Genomic DNA, 14,609 nt, shown 5'->3' on the forward strand with positions numbered 1-14,609 from the left:
GCGCGGATAGGGTCGGAGCATGGGCAGCCACTCGGAAAACCCGGAATCCCCGGACGTCACGGAACCCTTGCCGACACCCGTGACCCCCGCCGGACGCGACGGCCTCGACGCCATCCTCACCCGGCCCGACCGGGCCGTCATCGCGCTCGACTTCGACGGAACACTCGCCCCCATCGTCGCCGACCCGGAGCAGGCCCGCGCCCACCCCGACGCGGTCCCCGCCCTCGCGGCCCTCGCCCCGAAGGTCGCCTCCGTCGCCGTCGTCACCGGCCGCCCGGCCGGCGTGGCGGTCCGCCACGGCGGCTTCGCGGGCGTCCCGGGCCTCGACCACCTCGTCGTCCTCGGCCACTACGGCGCCGAACGCTGGGACGCGCGCACCGGTACCGTCAACGCCCCCGCCCCGCACCCCGGCGTCGCCGCCGTCCGCGCCGAGCTGCCCGGGGTCCTCGACGGGATCGGCGCCTGGCACGGCACCTGGATCGAGGAGAAGGGCCGCGCGGTCGCGGTCCACACCCGCCGCGCGGAGGACCCCCAGGCCGCGTTCGAGGCACTGCGCGACCCCCTCACCGACCTTGCCACCCGCCACGGCCTGATCGTCGAACCCGGTCGGATGGTCCTCGAACTGCGTCCCCCGGGCATGGACAAGGGCGTCGCCCTCCTGGAGTACGTCCGCGAGGTCCACGCCGAAGCCGTCCTGTACGCCGGCGACGACCTGGGCGACCTCCCCGCCTTCGCCGCCGTCGACAAACTCCGCTCGGACGGCGTCCCGGGCCTGCTGGTGTGCAGCGGCAGCGCGGAAGTCACCGAACTGGCCGAACGAGCGGATCTCGTCGTCGACGGCCCGGCGGGAGTCGTACGCCTGCTGAGGAGACTGGCGGCACACTGCAGCGCCCCGTAAGGGGCGCGAGGAACTGCGCGACCAGCCACACACAACCCGCACCGACAGACGACCGACCCGGCTATCCCTCCAACTCCCGCAACTGCTCAAGAAACCACTGCGCCGGAGGCAACGCCGTCCCGGCGGCAGCCAACCGCTTCGTACGCTCCGCCCGTTCCCCCACCGGCATGGTCAGCGCCGCGTCCAGCGCCCGCGCGGTGCCGACCACGTCGTACGGGTTCACCACCACCGCGTCCTCGCCCAGCTCCTCGTACGCCCCCGCCTCCCGGGAGAGCACCAGCACGCAGCCCTCGTCGGAGACGACCGGCACCTCCTTGGCGACGAGGTTCATGCCGTCGCGGATGGGGTTGACGAGGGCGACGTCGGCGAGTCGGTACGCGGCCAGGGAGCGGGCGAAGTCGTCCTTGACGTGGAGTACGACCGGGGTCCAATCCGGAGTCCCGTACCGGTCGTTGATCTCGGTCGCCACGCGCTGCACCTCGGCGGTGTAGTCGCGGTAGACGGCCAGGTCCTGACGGGAGGGGTAGGCGAAGGCCACGTGGACGACGCGCTCGCGCCACTCCGGGTGGTCCTCCAGCAGCTGCCGGTACGCCAGCAGACCCCGCACGATGTTCTTCGACAGCTCGGTCCGGTCGACCCGCACGATCGTCCTGCGGCCCTCGCCGATCTGCTCGCGCAGCGTGGCCATACGGTCCGCGACGTCCGCCTCGTGCGAGCGCCTGCGCAGGAAGTCCGCGTCCGCGCCGAGCCCGTGCACGCCGATCCGGGTGTCGCCGAGCCCGCCGACGAGCGCGTCGCAGCAGGTGGTGAACGCGTCCGCCCAGCGCTGGGTGAGGAAGCCGAGCCGGTCCGCGCCGAGCATGCCGCGCAGCACCTGTTCGGCGATGTCGTCGGGCAGCATCCGGAAGTAGTCGACCGGCGCCCAGGGGGTGTGCGAGAAGTGCCCGATCCGCAGGTCGGGGCGGAGCTCGCGGAGCATCCCGGGGACGAGGGTCAGGTGGTAGTCCTGGACGATCACCACCGCGCCCGGCGCGGCCTCCGCGGCCAGCGCTTCGGCGAACGCGCGGTTGTACGCCTCGTACGACGCCCACTGGCGCCGGAACTCCGCGTCGAAGACCGGCTCCAGCGGGGTCTGGTACAGCATGTGGTGGACGAACCACAGCACGGAGTTCGCGATGCCGTTGTAGGCGTCCGCGTGCACGTCGGCGTCGATGTCCAGCATCCGTACGCCGTCCTCGGCGATCCCGCGCCGGACCGCCTCGCGGTCGCCGTCGCCGAGCGCCGAGCACACCCACAGGGCCCCCGCGTCCGGCCCGATCGCGGAGAGGCCCGAGACCAGCCCGCCGCCACCGCGCTTGGCGCGCAGCGAGCCGTCCTCCTGGACCTCGTAGGTGACCGGGCCGCGGTTGGAGGCGACGAGGATGTTGTGGGCGCCTTGCGTTGAAGCCATGCCTCGAAACTTAGCCCCGCGTGGAAACGCTCAAACGTTCCCGTTGGCCATATGAGGGGTCGTATGTGATCTTCCGGCCGGTGGGGGCTTGTCGCGCAGTTCCCCGCGCCCCTAGGGGGCGCCCCTCCAGGGCGCCTCTACGCCGCCCTGCGTTTCTGGTACTCGGCGATTTCGACCATCGGGGGACGTTCCTCCGTGTCCACCGAGTACGTGCGCGGCTCGAAACCGTCCCCGCCCCGTTCGAACTGGGTGAGGGCCGGGCGGATCAGGTGGCCGCGGGCCAGCCGGAGCTGGGCCGTGCGGTAGATCGCGGCGGACATCCGGCCCAGCGCCTGCCCGTCCTGGTGGCGGTGCTTGCGCACGCCCACGTCGACCTGGGCGAGCGCGTCCAGGCCCACCAGGTGCAGGGCGTCGACCAGCATGCCCAGCTCGATGCCGTACCCGACGGGGAAGGGGAGTTGTTCGAGCAGCGAGCGGCGGGCCGCGTACTCCCCGCCGAGCGGCTGCACGAAGCCGGCCAGCTGCGGCCAGTGCATGTTGAGGAGGGGGCGGGCCATGAGTTCGGTGACCCGGCCGCCCTGCCCCGCCGCACCGCCGAGCGGACGGTCGTACATCGCCTTGACGAGGTCCACACCGGGCTCGGTGAGCAGCGGCCCCACGATCCCGGAGACGAAGTCCGAGGAGAACTCCTTCAGGTCCGCGTCGATGAAACAGATGATGTCCCCGCTCGTCACGAGGAGGGAACGCCACAGCACCTCGCCCTTGCCGGGCACGGTCGGGATGCGCGGCAGGATCTCGTCCCGGTGCACCACGCGCGCGCCCGCCGCGGCGGCCACCTGCGAGGTGCGGTCGGTCGAGCCCGAGTCGACGACGACGATCTCGTCGACGAGGGGCACCTGCTGCATCAGGTCGTGGCGGATGATGGCGACGATCTCGCCGACCGTCTCCTCCTCGTTCAGCGCAGGCAGGACGACGCTCACCGAGGAGCCCGTGGCCCGTTTGGCGGACATGAGTCTGTGGAGCGGGCGATCGGTCACGGACCAGGAGCGATTGCTCAGCCAGCGCTCAGTTTCCTTCAGCACAGTCTGCGGCTCCTCACTGTCTGATCACCCGGTGTCTCACGGTGTGATCCATCTCGCGGTTCGGACGACTATCTCAACTGTCCTGGCCTTCGGTTACAGTCTTGAACAACGCGGATGACCATCGCATGTCGTAGATCATTTGCGGACCATCGCACCACCGCACGACACAACCGAATACCGCTCATCCAGAGGGGCAGAGGGATACGGCCCGATGAAGCCCCGGCAACCCTCCAGCTGGTCCTGTCACATTGATGTGGCGAGGCTCCCGGCTAGGGAAGGTGCCAAATCCGTCTCACGGCGAAGTGCGTCGTGAGGAAGATGAGGAGAAAGGGCCTCGCCTCCATGGCTGCGCAGACTGTTGCAAGTTCGACTGTTGCAAGCACCACGAACCCTGTCGCGGGCGACACCACCACCGTAGTCGGTGTGGATCTCGGACCCGCCGCCGCGCTTTCCTGCCGCGAGTGCGGGCACCGCGTGCCGCTCGGCCCGGTCTTCGCCTGCGAGGAATGTTTCGGCCCGCTGGAGATCGCGTACGACTTCTCGGCCTACGAGACCGAAGAGCTCCGGGCGCGCATCGAAGCGGGCCCCGCGAACATCTGGCGCTATGCGCCGCTGCTGCCCGTCCCGGCCGACGTCGCCGACAAGCCGAACATCAACCCCGGCTGGACCAAGCTCGTCAAGGCCGACAACCTCGCCCGCGAGCTGGGCGTCGAGGCCGGCAAGCTCTTCGTCAAGGACGACTCCGGCAACCCGACGCACTCCTTCAAGGACCGCGTCGTCGCCCAGGCCATCGAGGCCGCCCGCGCGTTCGACTTCACCACGCTCTCCTGCTCCTCCACGGGCAACCTCGCCGGCGCCGTCGGTGCCGCCGCCGCCCGGGCCGGCTTCCGCTCCTGCGTGTTCATCCCGCACGACCTGGAGCAGGGCAAGATCGTCATGGCCGCGATCTACGGCGGCGAGCTCGTCGGCATCGAGGGCAACTACGACGACGTGAACCGCTTCTGCTCCGAGCTGATCGGCGACCCGGCCGGCGAGGGCTGGGGCTTCGTCAACGTCAACCTGCGGCCGTACTACGCGGAGGGCTCCAAGACCCTCGCGTACGAGATCTGCGAGCAGCTGGGGTGGAAGCTCCCCGACCAGCTGGTGATCCCCATCGCCTCCGGCTCCCAGCTCACGAAGATCGACAAGGGTCTCCAGGAGCTGATCAAGCTCGGACTGGTCGAGGACAAGCCGTACAAGATCTTCGGCGCCCAGGCCGAGGGCTGCTCGCCGGTGTCCGTCGCCTACAAGGCCGGCCACGACGTCGTACGGCCCCAGAAGCCGAACACCATCGCCAAGTCGCTCGCCATCGGCAACCCGGCCGACGGGCCGTACGTGCTGGACATCGCGCGGCGTACGGGTGGGGCCGTGGAGGACGTGAACGACGAGCAGGTCGTCGACGCGATCAAGTTGCTCGCGCGTACGGAGGGGATCTTTGCGGAGACCGCCGGTGGTGTGACGGTGGGCGTGACGAAGAAGCTGATCGAGAGCGGGCTGCTCGACCCGACGCTGACCACCGTCGTCCTGAACACCGGTGATGGTCTGAAGACGCTGGACGCGGTGGCCGGTACGGGGCTCACCGCGACGATCCGGCCCAGTCTTGAGTCCTTCAGGGAAGCTGGACTCGCGTCCTAGCGTCGTTGTCGTCTGCGGGCCCGGTGGGGGCTGGTCGCGCAGTTCCCCGCGCCCCTAAAAGCTAAAAGCCGCACCTGACCGGGAGGTCATCAGCATGAGCGTTTCCGTCCGCATCCCTACCATCCTGCGCACCTACACCGGCGGGCAGGCCGAGGTCTCCGCCGAAGGCGCCACCCTCGCCGAGGTCATCACCGACCTTGAGAAGAACCACACCGGGATCTCCGCCCGCGTCCTGGACGACCAGGGCAAGCTGCGCCGGTTCGTCAACGTCTACGTGAACGACGACGACGTCCGCTTCGAGCAGGGTCTGGAGACGGCGACGCCGGACGGCGCGGGCGTCTCGATCATCCCCGCCGTCGCCGGTGGCTGACCTCCTCGCGAGCCGTTACCCAGGGTGAGATAGTTACCCTTGGTAATGCCAATTACCGAGAGTTCATCGAATTGCCCCCTCCGTGAGAGAAGCGGAGGGGGCAATTCTGTATGGTTGAGCGGGGTACAGTTGGGGAACCCACGCCACTTTGCATGCCGGGCGCATATGAGATCGCGCCCGAAGTCCGGCAAGAAGTAGCCAAAGTATCCCGCACTTTTGAGCCTTATACGGCTTTTATGGGGCCCGACTTGCCCTGAATCTTTGCGAATTCTCCCTATATTCCCGATCAGTCGTGCCCGGAATTCTCGTCCGATTGACCTGTTGCAGACGGCAGTTGGACAGATACATTCAGCCGCGGTCGACGCGTTCCGGCGCACACCCCCAACCGTTGGGGGGTGAGGTCTGACCCGGGTCCGCGAAGTGCGGTCCTGTGCAAGGGCCAGTAATAGGGGAGTTAGGCATGGCTCAGGGCACCGTCAAGTGGTTCAACGCGGAGAAGGGGTACGGCTTCATCGCGGTCGACGGTGGTGCGGATGTATTCGTCCACTACAGCGCGATTCAGATGGACGGCTACCGCACCCTGGAAGAGGGTCAGCGGGTCGATTTCGAGATCTCGCAGGGCCAGAAAGGGCCGCAGGCGGACATGGTCCGACTCGCGGCCGGCTGAAGCACGCGCCGACTGACTGTTCGACGTGACGAAGGGCTCGTATCCCATGGGGTACGAGCCCTTCGGTCTGTCCGTGCACGGTCATGGCACCGCCGTGGGACCGCTCGCGCACCGGCGCGACGCGCGGGTTGCACGCCCCTTCTCACCTGCGGATCAAGGGAAGGCGCTTGCACTCGGCAGGGGCGAGTGCTAATCATTGGCGTTAGCACTCTGAAGGTGAGAGTGATAACGAAGGACCGGGTCGGTGAGGCCCGCAGGCCAGGTGGTGCAAGGAACCACGGGGCAGGCAGGCCGTCCGTCGCGGGCGCCAGCGCGGTCCGGAGCAATCCACCCCAGTCCGGGAGGACCACTTCACATGGCCAAGATCATCGCGTTCGACGAGGAGGCACGGCGCGGTCTCGAGCGCGGGATGAACCAGCTCGCCGACGCCGTCAAGGTCACCCTTGGCCCCAAGGGCCGCAACGTCGTCCTCGAGAAGAAGTGGGGCGCCCCCACGATCACCAACGATGGTGTTTCCATCGCCAAGGAGATCGAGCTCGAGGACCCGTACGAGAAGATCGGCGCCGAGCTGGTCAAGGAAGTCGCCAAGAAGACGGACGACGTCGCCGGTGACGGTACGACCACGGCGACCGTTCTCGCCCAGGCGCTCGTCCGCGAGGGCCTGCGCAACGTAGCCGCCGGCGCCAACCCGATGGCTCTCAAGCGTGGTATCGAGAAGGCCGTCGAGGCCGTCTCCGGTGCCCTCCTTGAGCAGGCCAAGGATGTCGAGACCAAGGAGCAGATCGCTTCCACGGCCTCCATCTCCGCCGCCGACACCCAGATCGGCGAGCTCATCGCCGAGGCGATGGACAAGGTCGGCAAGGAAGGCGTCATCACCGTCGAGGAGTCCCAGACCTTCGGTCTGGAGCTTGAGCTCACCGAGGGTATGCGCTTCGACAAGGGCTACATCTCGGCGTACTTCGCCACCGACATGGAGCGTATGGAGGCCGTCCTCGACGACCCGTACATCCTGATCGCGAACTCCAAGATCGCGAACGTCAAGGACCTGCTCCCGCTCCTCGAGAAGGTCATGCAGGGCGGCAAGCCGCTGCTGATCATCGCCGAGGACGTCGAGGGCGAGGCTCTGTCGACCCTGGTCGTCAACAAGATCCGTGGCACCTTCAAGTCCGTCGCCGTCAAGGCTCCGGGCTTCGGTGACCGCCGCAAGGCCATGCTCGGCGACATCGCCATCCTCACGGGCGGCGAGGTCATCTCCGAGGAGGTCGGCCTCAAGCTGGAGAACGCGGGTCTGGACCTGCTGGGCCGTGCCCGCAAGGTCGTCATCACCAAGGACGAGACCACGATCGTGGACGGCTCCGGCTCCGCCGACCAGGTCCAGGGCCGGGTCAACCAGATCCGTGCCGAGATCGAGAACTCCGACTCGGACTACGACCGCGAGAAGCTCCAGGAGCGCCTGGCGAAGCTGGCCGGCGGCGTGGCCGTCATCAAGGCCGGTGCCGCCACCGAGGTCGAGCTCAAGGAGCGCAAGCACCGCATCGAGGACGCCGTTCGCAACGCGAAGGCGGCCGTCGAGGAGGGCATCGTCGCCGGTGGTGGCGTGGCCCTCATCCAGGCCTCCTCGGTCTTCGAGAAGCTCGAGCTCTCGGGTGACGAGGCGACCGGCGCCAACGCCGTGCGGCTCGCCCTGGAGGCCCCGCTCAAGCAGATCGCCGTCAACGGTGGTCTCGAGGGTGGCGTCATCGTCGAGAAGGTGCGCAACCTGCCCGTCGGCCACGGCCTGAACGCCGCGACCGGTGAGTACGTCGACATGATCGCCGAGGGCATCATCGACCCGGCGAAGGTGACGCGCTCTGCCCTGCAGAACGCCGCCTCCATCGCCGCGCTGTTCCTGACCACCGAGGCCGTCATCGCCGACAAGCCGGAGAAGGCCTCCGCGGCCGCTCCGGGCGGCATGCCGGGCGGTGACATGGACTTCTGATCCTTCCGAGGATCGGTTTTCCTGCCGAGGGCGGTACTCCCTGGAAACAGGGGGTGCCGCCCTCGGGCGTGTCCGGGGTCACAGGGCGAGGTGCCGGGCGGCCGGAATGACATGAACGGCCGGAGAGTTGTGGTTGACGCACCATCGATGCATACGCACATACCATCCGGTACTCGAGGAGCCCCCACACGTGTCTACGACTGCCCCCGCCTCCCGCGCGGCCGAGATCCTGTCCCGCCCTGTCTCGCTGAACGGCCTGACCGTCCCGAACCGGATCGCGATGGCACCGATGACCCGGCAGTTCTCCCCGGGCGGCGTCCCCGGTGAGGACGTGGCCGAGTACTACGCCCGCCGCGCCGCCGCGGGCGTGGGCCTCATCGTCACCGAGGGCACGTACGTCGGCCACGACTCGGCGGGCGAGAGCGACCGCGTCCCGCGCTTCCACGGCACGGAGCAGCTCGCGGGCTGGACGAAGGTCGCCGACGCGGTGCACGCGGCGGGCGGCACGATCGTTCCGCAGCTGTGGCACATCGGCATGGTGCGCAAGGCGGGGAAGCCGCCGTACGCCGACGCCCCCGCGGTCGGCCCCTCCGGCATCCGTCTCGACGGCACCGAGGGCACCGGCAAGGCCATGACCCAGGCCGACCTGGACGAGGTCATCGCAGCGTTCGCCGAGGCCGCCGCCACCGCCGAGCGGATCGGCTTCGACGGCGTCGAACTGCACGGCGCGCACGGCTATCTGCTCGACCAGTTCCTGTGGGCGGGCACCAACCGGCGTACGGACGCGTACGGCGGTGACCCCGTCGCCCGGACGAAGTTCGCGGCGGAGATCGTCGCCGCGGTCCGTGACTCGGTCTCGGCCGACTTCCCCGTCCTCTTCCGCTACTCGCAGTGGAAGTCGGACAACTACGACGCCCGGCTCGCCGAGACCCCGGAGGAGCTGGAGGCCATCCTGACCCCGCTCGCCGCCGCCGGCGTCGACGCCTTCCACGCCTCCACCCGCCGCTACTGGCTCCCCGAGTTCGACGGCTCCGACCTGAACCTCGCGGGCTGGACCAAGAAGCTCACGGGCAAGCCCACCATCACCGTCGGCTCGGTCGGCCTCGACGGCGACTTCATCAAGGCCTTCATGGGCGAGAGCTCCCAGGTGGCCTCCCTCGACAACCTCCTCGACCGCCTGGAGCGCGACGAGTTCGACCTCGTCGCCGTGGGCCGCGCCCTCCTCCAGGACCCGGAGTGGGCGGCGAAGGTACTGGACGGACGGCTCGAGGAGCTGGGGTCGTACGACCCGAAGGCGCTGAGCACGCTCAGCTGAACCTCGGCCCGACCGGGCGGGACCTGACCGCATCCGGCCCCAGCTTGACCGGATCGGACCGGACGTGACCCGACCTGTCCGAAAACGCATCCAGGCGATCACCCTTCCCATCCCAGGGGGGTGATCGCCTGGCTGTTTCGTAGCACGCTGTTCCCACAAGGACCCGTTCCGTTCCACCTGTCTCCGGGGAGCCGTCGTGACGTCAGCAGGAGCGAGCGTGGTGCGTACCCACGCCGGTGCGGTGCGTGGTCGCCGGGAGGACGGGCTGGTGGTCTTCCGGGGCATTCCCTTCGCCGAACCGCCGGTGGGGGACGCGCGGTTCGCCGCCCCGCGTCCGGTGACCGCCTGGGACGGCACCCGCGACGCCTTCGCCTTCGGGCCGCCGCCCCCGCAGGAGTCGGGATTCCAGGGCCGTACCGGGGTGATCGACGCCCCCATGGGCGACGACTGGCTGACCGTGAACGTCTGGACGCCCGACCCGGACCCGGCCGCCCGCCGTCCGGTGATGGTCTGGATCTACGGCGGCGCCTACAAGCTCGGCCACTCCGGCAGCCCCGGATACGACGCCCGCCGCATCGCCCGCGACGGCGACCTGGTCGTCGTCACCCTCAACTACCGCCTCGGCGTGGAGGGTTTCGCCCGGATCGACGGAGCCCCCGCCAACCGGGGCCTGCTCGACCAGGTCGCGGCCCTGGAATGGGTACGGGAGAACATCACGGCCTTCGGCGGCGACCCCGGCCGGGTCACCGTCTTCGGCGAGTCCGCGGGCGCCGGGTCCGTCGCCTCGCTGCTGGCCATGCCCAGCGCGGCCGGGCTGTTCGGTCGGGCGATCGCGCAGAGCGTGCCCGGCCCCTTCTTCTCCGACGACCTCGCCCGCGACATCGCCGCCGCCATCGCCGCCGAGGCGGGCCTGCGCCCGACGGCCGCCGACCTGTCCTCGGTGGATCCCCGCCGACTGACCGCCGTGGGCGAGGCGTTGGGGCCCAAGATGCGGGAGTTCGAGGACAGGTGGGGCATGGTCGCCCACACGCTGACCGCCTTCTCGCCCGTCGTCGACGGAGAGGTACTGCCGGCCGCCCCCTGGCAGGCGCTGGCGGCAGGCTCGGCACGGGACGTGGAACTGATCGTCGGGCACACACGGAACGAGTACCGGCTGTTCGCCGCGCTGGGCGGCCAACGCGGAACGATCACGGACGAGCAGGCGACGGCGGCTCTCCGCATTTTCGGACCGGGACCGGGACCGGGACCGGGACTGGAGATGGGGCTGGGTCCGGGGTCGGGCTCCGGGGCTGACGGCGAGCGGGCCTACCGCGCCGCCTTTCCCGACGCCTCTCCCGAGGAGCTCTACGAGTGGGTGCACTCCGACGCGGTGTTCCGTATGCCCTCGTTGCGCCTGGCCGAGGCGCAGATCGCGGGCGGTGGCCGCGCGCACGTCTACGAGCTGGCCTGGTCCGCGCCCGCCTACGGAGGCGCGCTGGGTGCCTGCCACGGCCTCGACATACCGCTGCTGTTCGGAACCTTCGCCGCCGACCTCGGCCTGATGCTGTTCGCCGGGGTGGGGTCGTCACCGGAGGCCGAGGCCGTGTCGTCCCGCTTCCGCACGGCCTGGACGGCGTTCGCCACGACCGGAGACCCGGGCTGGCCCGCGTACGACACCGAGCGGCGGCCGACCCAGGTCTTCGACACGGAGTCGGTCGTCACCGCGTATCCGCACGAGACCTCGCGCCGGCTCTGGGAGCACCATGACTTCGGGGCGTTGCCGTTGATGGGCTGAGGGCGGTGGCCGTGTCGATCAGATGGGTGATCGTCGTCGCCGCGGAGGCGATCGTGGAGCGCTCGCCGGGGTGGTCGCCGGTGCGCGGCCGACCGGCGACGCCGCCGACGTGGTGAACAGGTCGAGGAGGGCCACCTCGTATGCCGCCGCCCGGCCGGGATCGGCACCGAGACACCTACCGGTGCCGCGCACGGCGGCCATCGTGTTCCGTACCGCCTCGTGCACCTCGTGCGCCCCGCTGTAGGGCACGGTGGCGGCCGCCGTGCCGACGACCTGGGTGGGGGCGAGGATCGCGCCGTCCAGGTAGCGGATGCCGTGCGCGGTGGCCCAGCCGGCCATCGAGCGGGCTCGTGCCGGCTCCCCGCTGGTGAGGTCGGTGAGCGGGCGCCCCTCCCAGCGCGCCGGCGCGACCGGCTCCAGCACCGCCCGTACGGCGTCGTAGTCCCGCAGGCAGGAGACGACCAGACCGCCGCGCGTGACATCCTCGACTCCCTCGTCGGCCGCCCTCTCCGGAAAGACCTCCGGCGCGTGTAAGGAAATGCCGGGCTCATGACATCTACAGGGTGTGGAGAACATGAAGACCGCGACCGACCGTGAACGCGCCGCACGGTTCACGGCCTTGTATGTCCGCGACCACCCGCGTGTGTCCGCTTTCGTGCACCGGCGGGTGGGTGACCGCGATGCGGCGGAGGAGCTGACGGCCGAGGTCTTCCGGATCGCTTGGGAGCGCGCGCTCGGGGGCACGGAGGCGACCACCGGCTGGCTGTTCGTCACCGCGCGCAATCTGCTGAGCAATCACTACCGCGCAGCGACCCGGCTGACCGAGCTGCACCGGCGCATCACCGACGAACTGGACCGTGCGCCGGCGTCCGCGGAGGACTCCGTGGTGCTCGAAACCCTCGAACGGCTTCCCGAACGACACCGGGACGTCCTGCTGTTGCGCTACTGGGACGGCCTCAGCACGGCCGAGACCGCCGAGGTCCTCGGATGCAGTGGTCCAGCGGTCTGGGTCCGGCTGCACCGCGCCCGCGAAGCCTTCCGCGACGGTTACGCCTCACCCGCGTCCCTCTCATCCGAGGAGTCGGCATGATCAACGTGAAATCCCTTGTCCAGCACGTCAATCCGGTGCCGGATCCGCCCACGAACGGCATGTCGGCGCGTGCGCGGGACGAACTCGCGGAACTGATCGGGTCCGACTTGATCGGGTCCGAACTGATCGGGTCCGACCTGGTCGGGGCCGTCGGGACGAAGCGGCGGGGACCGGCCCGGAGGCCGTCCCGCCGGGGGGTCCTCGTGGCGGCCGTCGCCTGTACGGTGGCCGCGGTGGTCGCGGGAGTCGCCGTCTTCGCCCTCGACGACCCGAAGGAGCCCGGCGGGGGCGGCGGGGGCCCGATGGCGGACGAGCCGTACTTCAAGACGACCGCCGAGCTGGAGTCCGCTTCGGTCCTGATCGTCCGCGCGCGGCTGGGCGCCGGGCACGAGGAGACGACCGACGGCCTCACCGAGACCGTCGCCACGGCTCAGGTGCTGGCGACGGCCAAGGGCGCGTCCCCGACGGGCGGCAGGATCGAACTGGCCTACACGACACCCGGATCCGGGCCCGAGACGGCGGACCTCGCCGCCGGGAAGGAGTACGTCCTGCTGCTCGACGAGCTGGACGGCGGGCGCTTCACCCCGGTCAACACCACCCAGGGCGTGTACGGGGTCGGTGGCGGGCACGCGGTCGCGGGCGCCGACAACGACGTCACCCTGAGCCCGGGAGTGATCAAGGCCCTGAAGCTGACGCCCTGACGGAACCGAGGACGGCCGCCGCAAGCGACGACCGCCCCCAGTGGAACCAGTGGAACCAGTGGAACCAGCGGAGCCAGTGGAACCTACGGAACCAGCGAAGCTACTTCGCTTCGTCGATCGCGTCGGCCTTGGCGGCGAGTTCGTCCACCTTGCCGATGCCGTCGAACCCGCCGTCGGCCACGGGCGTGACCTCGTCGTCGGAACCGACGGTGTAGAGAGCCTGCTCGGGGTTGAGCAGGTCGTAGGGGTTCGTGTCACCCTGGTCGGCGAGCATGAGGACGTACTGGGTGTCGTCCTCGGCCAGGGCGGTGGTCTGCTTCTCCTGGAACGTGACCCCGTCCAGCGTGCCGCCGAGCTGCGACACCTCGACCGTGTCCCCGACCTTCACGTCGCCGGCGCCGGAGAGCACCTGGGCGACCTTGACCGTGGAGACGGTGACGACCACCGGGTCGGACTCGGCGGCCTCCTCGGGCGAGAGCCCCGCCTGCGGGTTGGCCACGGGGTCGTCGCCGGTGGGCGCCTCCGGGCTCAGTTCCCGTACCTGGGAACCGACGACGGTGCCCCGGACGATGACGTCCGACTGCTTCAGCAGTGCGTCGACCGAGTCGTACGACGGGTAGTCGGCCTCGTACGGGACGACCTGCGCCGCGGCACCGGCCTTGTTCCCGGACTTGTCCCCGGCCTTCCCGCCGGCCGAACCGTCGGCGGAGCAGCCGACGAGGACGACGGCGGCGAGTAGCGCCGTACCGGCTACGAGGACGTTCCTGACCGCGGTCATGAGTAGATCCCCTTCACCTCGGAGACGTCGTACGGCTGCGGCTTCTGCACGGTCGTGCGGTTGCGGCTGTGCTTCATGAGCGATGCCTTCGACGTGTTCGGGTTGTCGTCGAGGCTGAGCCCGTGCCCCAGTTCGTGCGTGGCCGTGCTGCGGCACCACTCGGTCATGTGGGTGCCGGAGTCGCGCTCCAGGGTGCGTGCGTTGACCTTGATTTTGAAGACGCGGTTGATGTGGCGGAAGCCGGACGGTGAGTAAATGCCGTACCAACTCTGGGAATAGCGTCCCGCCGTGAATTCTGCCTTGGCGCTGGACGTGCGGCCGATGTTCGCCCCGGCGCCCGCGTTGTTCCAGTTCTTCCGTCCCGTGTCGAGGAATCCGACCCAGGTGTCATTGATGCCGACCGCCTTGACGTTCCAACTGCGCGACGGCATACCGCCGTCGTAGTAGTCGGCATGGGCGGCCGTCGCTCCACCGATGGCGATCGCCGTGGTCAGGGCGGTACCGGCGGCCAGTCTGGCTGCGGTTCGGGCGTATTTGATTGTCAAAGAGACTTCCCCGTGTCTGTGTTCGCGGGCGGCGGTGCCCCGCGCATGGTCGTGTGTTCGCGGCCGGAGCATGGGTGATCAGTCCATGTCCCCCGGAAACGGAGACCGTGGGAGAAGTGGCGGATGCGGATTCCGGTTCTGCATCAAAGAAGGGCCGAGCTTCCCCCGTGTCTCGGCAGGCCACGTAAAGGGATCGTATGTGCGAGTTGAGGGGTGGTCAATGGGGATAATGGGTTCAACTGGCAATTGTGGTAAGGGAGTTGATAAGGCGACCGCTCTGGTTCGTG

General features: G+C 69.4%; 14 protein-coding genes and 1 riboswitch. Of the genes, 9 read left to right on the plus strand and 5 right to left on the minus strand.

The features are described from left to right. Nucleotides 1–19: 19 nt before the first annotated feature. The gene (gene otsB, locus AQJ27_RS22840; protein WP_067371770.1) at nucleotides 20–898 is read left to right on the plus strand and encodes a trehalose-phosphatase; all 879 of its coding nucleotides are present in this window, start codon (nucleotides 20–22) and stop codon (nucleotides 896–898) included. Nucleotides 899–959: 61 nt separating this feature from the next. Here the strand turns inward: otsB and AQJ27_RS22845 are convergent, their stop codons facing one another. Beyond that, nucleotides 960–2,348, minus strand: a complete 1,389-nt coding sequence (locus AQJ27_RS22845; protein WP_067371773.1) for an alpha,alpha-trehalose-phosphate synthase (UDP-forming) — start codon at nucleotides 2,346–2,348, stop codon at nucleotides 960–962. Between the two features lie 137 nt (nucleotides 2,349–2,485). After that, on the minus strand, nucleotides 2,486–3,430 hold the full coding sequence (locus AQJ27_RS22850) for a glucosyl-3-phosphoglycerate synthase (RefSeq protein ID WP_067371776.1): 945 nt from the start codon (nucleotides 3,428–3,430) through the stop codon (nucleotides 2,486–2,488). A gap of 178 nt (nucleotides 3,431–3,608) precedes the next feature. After that, nucleotides 3,609–3,755, plus strand: a riboswitch (SAM riboswitch). 17 nt (nucleotides 3,756–3,772) lie between these two features. Between AQJ27_RS22850 and thrC the strand changes: the two genes are divergently transcribed. From thrC to AQJ27_RS22880, 6 genes are all read left to right on the plus strand, one after another. Continuing rightward, nucleotides 3,773–5,104 (plus strand): threonine synthase, encoded by a 1,332-nt coding sequence (gene thrC, locus AQJ27_RS22855; RefSeq protein WP_067371779.1) that lies wholly within the window; start codon nucleotides 3,773–3,775, stop codon nucleotides 5,102–5,104. Between the two features lie 94 nt (nucleotides 5,105–5,198). Beyond that, on the plus strand, nucleotides 5,199–5,474 hold the full coding sequence (locus tag AQJ27_RS22860) for a MoaD/ThiS family protein (protein ID WP_067371782.1): 276 nt from the start codon (nucleotides 5,199–5,201) through the stop codon (nucleotides 5,472–5,474). A gap of 460 nt (nucleotides 5,475–5,934) precedes the next feature. Then, the gene (locus AQJ27_RS22865) at nucleotides 5,935–6,141 is read left to right on the plus strand and encodes a cold-shock protein (RefSeq protein ID WP_016436693.1); all 207 of its coding nucleotides are present in this window, start codon (nucleotides 5,935–5,937) and stop codon (nucleotides 6,139–6,141) included. A 355-nt stretch (nucleotides 6,142–6,496) separates the two neighbouring features. Further along, on the plus strand, nucleotides 6,497–8,119 hold the full coding sequence (gene groL, locus AQJ27_RS22870; protein WP_067371785.1) for a chaperonin GroEL: 1,623 nt from the start codon (nucleotides 6,497–6,499) through the stop codon (nucleotides 8,117–8,119). 190 nt (nucleotides 8,120–8,309) lie between these two features. Then, nucleotides 8,310–9,434: an NADH:flavin oxidoreductase gene (locus AQJ27_RS22875; protein ID WP_067371788.1), complete on the plus strand. Its 1,125-nt coding sequence runs from the start codon at nucleotides 8,310–8,312 to the stop codon at nucleotides 9,432–9,434. Nucleotides 9,435–9,651: 217 nt separating this feature from the next. Further along, nucleotides 9,652–11,208 carry a carboxylesterase/lipase family protein gene (locus AQJ27_RS22880; protein WP_268814592.1) on the plus strand — a complete coding sequence of 519 codons (1,557 nt, stop codon included), beginning with the start codon at nucleotides 9,652–9,654 and terminating at the stop codon, nucleotides 11,206–11,208. An 18-nt stretch (nucleotides 11,209–11,226) separates the two neighbouring features. Here AQJ27_RS22880 and AQJ27_RS22885 read toward each other — a convergent pair whose 3' ends face one another. Next, a complete protein-coding gene (locus tag AQJ27_RS22885; RefSeq protein ID WP_067371790.1) occupies nucleotides 11,227–11,784 on the minus strand; it encodes an NAD(P)-binding domain-containing protein in 558 nt (185 codons plus the stop codon). Here AQJ27_RS22885 and AQJ27_RS22890 point away from each other — a divergent pair. Then, nucleotides 11,783–12,298 (plus strand): RNA polymerase sigma factor, encoded by a 516-nt coding sequence (locus AQJ27_RS22890; protein ID WP_235613645.1) that lies wholly within the window; start codon nucleotides 11,783–11,785, stop codon nucleotides 12,296–12,298. The genes AQJ27_RS22885 and AQJ27_RS22890 overlap by 2 nt on opposite strands. Continuing rightward, entirely contained in the window at nucleotides 12,295–12,999 is a 705-nt protein-coding gene (locus tag AQJ27_RS22895; protein WP_079065170.1) for a hypothetical protein, read from the plus strand. Before AQJ27_RS22890 ends, AQJ27_RS22895 begins: the two co-directional genes overlap by 4 nt. A 100-nt stretch (nucleotides 13,000–13,099) precedes the next feature. On the opposite strand, the gene AQJ27_RS22900 is transcribed toward AQJ27_RS22895, so the two are convergent. Together AQJ27_RS22900 and AQJ27_RS22905 are read right to left on the minus strand one after the other, a co-directional pair. Then, nucleotides 13,100–13,777, minus strand: a complete 678-nt coding sequence (locus AQJ27_RS22900) for a hypothetical protein (RefSeq protein ID WP_067371800.1) — start codon at nucleotides 13,775–13,777, stop codon at nucleotides 13,100–13,102. Continuing rightward, on the minus strand, nucleotides 13,774–14,322 hold the full coding sequence (locus AQJ27_RS22905; protein ID WP_235613644.1) for a zinc metalloprotease: 549 nt from the start codon (nucleotides 14,320–14,322) through the stop codon (nucleotides 13,774–13,776). The genes AQJ27_RS22900 and AQJ27_RS22905 overlap by 4 nt, the downstream gene beginning before the upstream one ends. Nucleotides 14,323–14,609 lie beyond the last annotated feature (287 nt).

The organism is Streptomyces olivochromogenes, assembly GCF_001514115.1.
In the GTDB taxonomy this organism is placed as follows: domain Bacteria; phylum Actinomycetota; class Actinomycetes; order Streptomycetales; family Streptomycetaceae; genus Streptomyces; species Streptomyces olivochromogenes.